Origin of the sequence: Mesorhizobium kowhaii, from assembly GCF_042431665.1 — a bacterium.
GTDB lineage: Bacteria > Pseudomonadota > Alphaproteobacteria > Rhizobiales > Rhizobiaceae > Mesorhizobium > Mesorhizobium kowhaii.
On sequence record NZ_JBHLYT010000086.1, the window covers coordinates 1 to 4053 of the forward strand.

Sequence of the window (4053 nt, forward strand, 5' to 3'; positions counted from 1 at the left end):
TGCGCGTCCAGCTTCGATACCTTCGGCTTGCCCTGCCGCCCAGGTTCCAGATTGCCGCTCGAACGCCAGGCCCGATACCATGCACCAGACGTCGATATCCCGATCGCAAACCGCCGTGCCGCTTCTCGGGTCGACAGGCCTGCCTCTATCGCCTCGATAACACGCGTCCGCAAATCCAGGCTGTAAGCTCGTGCCATGCCGCTGCTCCTTCCGCAAATCACTTCGATCAGGGAATCAGAACAAGCCGTTCACTGCAAACAAACGACTCCGATTAAGGGAAAACCGCTCTAGTCTTACTGCGTCATGCAGGCTGTTGAAGAAGTCCATCTGCGAGCGATGAAGTCTGTTTCATCGCCGCCATGGAAGCAGATTTGTCCGCCGATAGAGCCATCTGGTTGGATTTCAACCCAGCCGTCGCCCTGAGCCTCGTCCATTTCGTCATTGCCTTGCCAAGAGAAGGCGGCGTGGTTGCCATCGCCGGCACCGAAGATCTGTCCGGTGACGCAGCCGAAGGCGAATTCGCCCGAACCATTGGCTTCGAAGAGAATGTAGGCGGCCTCCATCATGTCGGGATAGTCTTCGACATAGTCGGGCATCTCAACGATCCGCCAGCGCCCCACGAGGCTCATGCCGGCGCTGCCAGCAGTTTGGGCAGGCGGATCAGGTTGTAGGCGGCCAGGTTCAAGGTGAAGGCCGCGCCCACGCGGGCGCATCCCCGCAACTTGACCTTAGCCATGCCGGCGGATGATTTGATCCAGCCAAACACCTCTTCGATCCGCTTGCGGCAGCGCTGGCTGACTTCATAGCCTGGATGGCGCTTCGTGCGGTCATCGATCGCCGTCACGCGAGGCTTGCCCGTTTTACTGAGGTGACCATCGACGGCGATATGCGGCGTGACCTTGTGCTCGCGCAGGTCCTTGATGAAAGCGCGCACGTCATAGGCCTTGTCGGCGCCGAGCGTGATGCGCCGTCGCGATGGCCGGCGCTCCACCATCGCGAGCGCGGCCTCCCGCTCGGCCGTGCCTGTCGCCTGGGTGACGCCGCCGTCGACCGCCAGCCCATGACGGTTCTCCATCAGCGCATGGCCCATGTAGCACAGCTTCGCCGGCTGACCGTCGCCCTTCTTGTAGAGCCGGGCCTGTGGGTCGCTCGTGCTCTGGTGCGTGTCGTTGGAGCGCTTCTCCTTGTGGAAGCCGCGTTCGGCGTTGCGGCCCGCACCGTCCGGATCGTTGTCGCCCCCGTCTTTGCGCCTGAAGCTCTTGATCGAGGCCCAGGCGTCGATCAGTGTCCCGTCCACCGAGAAATGCTCCGACGACAACAGCCGCTTTATCTTCGGCTGCGCAAGCACCGCGCGCAGGAACTTCGCCGCGATCTCGCCTTCCAGCAAACGGTCTCGATTCTTGGTGAAGCTCGAATGATCCCAGGGCCGATCATCAACGCCAAGCCCCACGAACCAGCGGAACAGAAGATCGAACTCCATGCGCTCCATCAACTGACGCTCCGAGCGGATGCCATAGAAGGCCTGCAGCAGCATTGCACGCAGCAACCGCTCCGGCGCTATCGACGGGCGGCCGAACCCTGGCGGATAAAGCACTGCAAAATCGCCGTCCATGTCAGCAAGCGCTGCATTGACGATCTCTTGGATCGTCCGCAGCGGATGATCCCGCCGCACACGTGCCTCAAGGTCAACATACGAAAAAAGAGAGCCAGTCCGCTCGTCCGATCCGCGCATCTACCAATCCCAAATCAGTCTGAGATCAGTGAATCACGCTCCCCACGCCTGCGCTAGCACTTCTTCAACAGCCTGCTAGCGCCCCGATGGCCGGCTTGTCAAACGGCCGCAGGCTGGTAGCGCCCATCGGCTGGATCCGCAGCAAGAACGGAAACCGCCTGCTGCTACGGGCTAGCCGCTTTCACCCCTTGGGACCGGACAAGGCCAGTGAGGTTCAAGGAGCAGCGTCTCGGTCGCTCAGCGCCTTCTTGATCTCTTTCAGCGTGCCGGCCCCGCTTTCGAACAGCGCCATGATCTTCGCGGCCAAGGCCTCGCGTTCGGGGCTGTCCGGCGGGAAATGGCCGCCTAGCTCCGCGAGGGCCTTGCTGAGCATTGCCAATTGCTCTGGACGAGCAAAACTGTTGTGCGGCATGGCGAACCTCCCTCAACGCGCCTCTAGCCATCCACGAAGTCCCAGCAGCAGAAGTGGCCAAAACCTATGCTTGCACCTTTCCGGTGCCCGACTTGCAGGCGGCGAGCCACTGCATCGCGGAAGTTTCATCCTCCAATATGGCGACCCGTTTCGCAAAGCCAAAAAAGGCGTTGCGGGCAGCACTCACAGGCTTTCGCCCATCATAGGCATCATAGCACGTCCTAAGGGCGATCTCGTGGACTCCGTCCCTGCGATCGTCTGGCCATTCAGTGAGGAAATCGATGGCGTCCGCGAGGTCCGCAATCTCTTGTACGATGTATGTGTCACGTTTCACGAACAGCGGGGTGCCGAAAGCCTCAGCGTTCATTCTTTCCTCCCGATCTGCTGAACAGCTAATTTGTGCGAACAGATGCATCACCGGAACCCGCTCACGATAGCAGAATGTGTTGTCAAGGCGATGACGGTTCAACACGAAAGCGGCGGCTTGCGGAGTTGTGATCGAGAAGTCCGCAGGTGCAATTCGACGAATCTTACATGAGGCTGCGGAATCACGTCTGTGACCCGACGGTGCAGGGTTCGTTTGACGACGTGCTCTTGCACATATATTCTGGCCACATGGTCATTTTATGGAGACGCCGATGAAAAGCATCACCGTAGTGGAGGCGAAATCCCGCTTCTCAGCTTTGCTGGCGGAAGTCGAAGCTGGCGAAGAAATCGCCGTCACCAGGCACGGCAAGGTGATCGCGCGCCTTGTTCCCGACCATCCCCGCGTGGCGGCCGACGCCTTTCGTGATTTTTGGGCAGACGCCGATGAAATCGATCTGGTCGCGCCTGACGACAAGCAGGCTGAACATGAGACTTCGTTGGACGGTTAGATTGTGACGTCACTCTACCTTCTCGACACGAATATCCTGATAGCGGCTATGAAAGGTCGGATCGAGGTGCGTGGACGATCGGAGTCCGAGCAACTGAGCGCCATGCGGCTCTCTGCCATTGTGCTGGGCGAACTAGAATTCGGCGCCGAGAACAGCGCTTATGGCGACCGCAACCGCGCTCGCTTGGCCGCGCTGGCTCAACGGCTCCCGTTTGTCGGAGTCGACTACGACACAACGCGACATTATGCGAAGGTTCGAGCATTTCTGGAGCTTCAAGGAACGCCAATTGGGGCCAACGATACATGGATTGCCGCGCAAGCGTTGGCGATCGACGCCACGCCGGTCACAGACAATGAGCGCGAGTTTTCCCTCGTGCCTGGACTGGCACTCGAAAACTGGTTGGAACATGGGCAACCGGGACCTTGTCTATCCTAGCATTACAGTTGCATTCTAGATTTTAGGTGAGCTCGTCGAGCGGCCGCCTGATGGGCGCGCCTCCAGCCATGCCATGACCGGGTTTCGTTGTGATCGAGTCCGAGCTCGTTCTTGGCGGTCTCGAAGCTGTCTTCGATCGCCCAGCGATGGCCTTCCACGGAAACGAGCGTCTGGATGCCCGTCCCGGCCGGGCACCATGTGGTGAAGAATGCGAGATCGCCGTCGCTGATATTGCGCCGGATCAGGAGGCCACGGGTCCAAAGCCCCGATTTCGTCTCGTTATATTCGTCGGCATCGAGATCGGCGAGTTCGCAGTAGGCCCAGTCATGAAGCCGCGCGCCTTTGGTGCCCTCACCGGCGGAAAGACGCTGCCATGCACTTGGATCGAGATCACGGGCGATCTCCTGAGCTGTGCCGGCGACCGGAGGCTTCCCCGACCAAGAGCCGAAATGGTGGTCCGACTTGACCCCAAGAACGTAGCCTTTGCAGGCTCGCCGCAGGGTTCCTTCGACGTCCCCGACGCCATACACCGCATCTGCGGCCACCCATGAAAACGGCACATCGGCTGCCAGCGCACGCCGTATCATATCGACAGCCAA

Annotated in this window: 7 protein-coding genes and 1 pseudogene; 2 read left to right on the forward strand and 6 right to left on the reverse strand. The window is 60.1% G+C overall.

The genetic code is table 11. The annotated features are described in order from the left end of the window. The 5 genes from ACFFNA_RS34600 to ACFFNA_RS34620 all read right to left on the reverse strand — a co-directional run. Window positions 1–197 (reverse strand): IS630 transposase-related protein (locus ACFFNA_RS34600; protein WP_378924377.1); only part of this gene is annotated, 197 nt, incomplete at its 3' end. Between the two features lie 96 nt (window positions 198–293). Then, complete coding sequence (locus ACFFNA_RS34605; protein ID WP_378924378.1) at window positions 294–566, reverse strand: hypothetical protein; 273 nt, start codon at window positions 564–566, stop codon at window positions 294–296. A 59-nt stretch (window positions 567–625) separates the two neighbouring features. Next, window positions 626–1732: an IS5 family transposase gene (locus tag ACFFNA_RS34610; protein ID WP_378924379.1), complete on the reverse strand. Its 1107-nt coding sequence runs from the start codon at window positions 1730–1732 to the stop codon at window positions 626–628. 214 nt (window positions 1733–1946) lie between these two features. After that, the gene (locus ACFFNA_RS34615; RefSeq protein WP_143748889.1) at window positions 1947–2144 is read right to left on the reverse strand and encodes a hypothetical protein; all 198 of its coding nucleotides are present in this window, start codon (window positions 2142–2144) and stop codon (window positions 1947–1949) included. Window positions 2145–2208: 64 nt separating this feature from the next. Continuing rightward, window positions 2209–2511: a DUF982 domain-containing protein gene (locus ACFFNA_RS34620; protein WP_095090292.1), complete on the reverse strand. Its 303-nt coding sequence runs from the start codon at window positions 2509–2511 to the stop codon at window positions 2209–2211. 271 nt (window positions 2512–2782) lie between these two features. Between ACFFNA_RS34620 and ACFFNA_RS34625 the strand changes: the two genes are divergently transcribed. Continuing rightward, on the forward strand, window positions 2783–3019 hold the full coding sequence (locus ACFFNA_RS34625; protein WP_095090524.1) for a type II toxin-antitoxin system Phd/YefM family antitoxin: 237 nt from the start codon (window positions 2783–2785) through the stop codon (window positions 3017–3019). A gap of 3 nt (window positions 3020–3022) precedes the next feature. Next, on the forward strand, window positions 3023–3454 hold the full coding sequence (locus ACFFNA_RS34630; RefSeq protein ID WP_378924380.1) for a PIN domain-containing protein: 432 nt from the start codon (window positions 3023–3025) through the stop codon (window positions 3452–3454). 56 nt (window positions 3455–3510) lie between these two features. Here ACFFNA_RS34630 and ACFFNA_RS34635 read toward each other — a convergent pair. Next, window positions 3511–4053 (reverse strand): annotated as a pseudogene (locus ACFFNA_RS34635) (IS701 family transposase); the annotation flags it as partial.

Excerpts from the sequence above, each read along its gene's own strand:
- ACFFNA_RS34605 (WP_378924378.1), bottom strand. The coding sequence starts at position 566 with ATGATGGAGGCCGCCTACATTCTCTTCGAAGCCAATGGTTCGGGCGAA.
- ACFFNA_RS34610 (WP_378924379.1), bottom strand. The coding sequence starts at position 1,732 with ATGCGCGGATCGGACGAGCGGACTGGCTCTCTTTTTTCGTATGTTGAC.
- ACFFNA_RS34615 (WP_143748889.1), bottom strand. The coding sequence starts at position 2,144 with ATGCCGCACAACAGTTTTGCTCGTCCAGAGCAATTGGCAATGCTCAGC.
- ACFFNA_RS34620 (WP_095090292.1), bottom strand. The coding sequence starts at position 2,511 with ATGAACGCTGAGGCTTTCGGCACCCCGCTGTTCGTGAAACGTGACACA.
- ACFFNA_RS34625 (WP_095090524.1), top strand. The coding sequence starts at position 2,783 with ATGAAAAGCATCACCGTAGTGGAGGCGAAATCCCGCTTCTCAGCTTTG.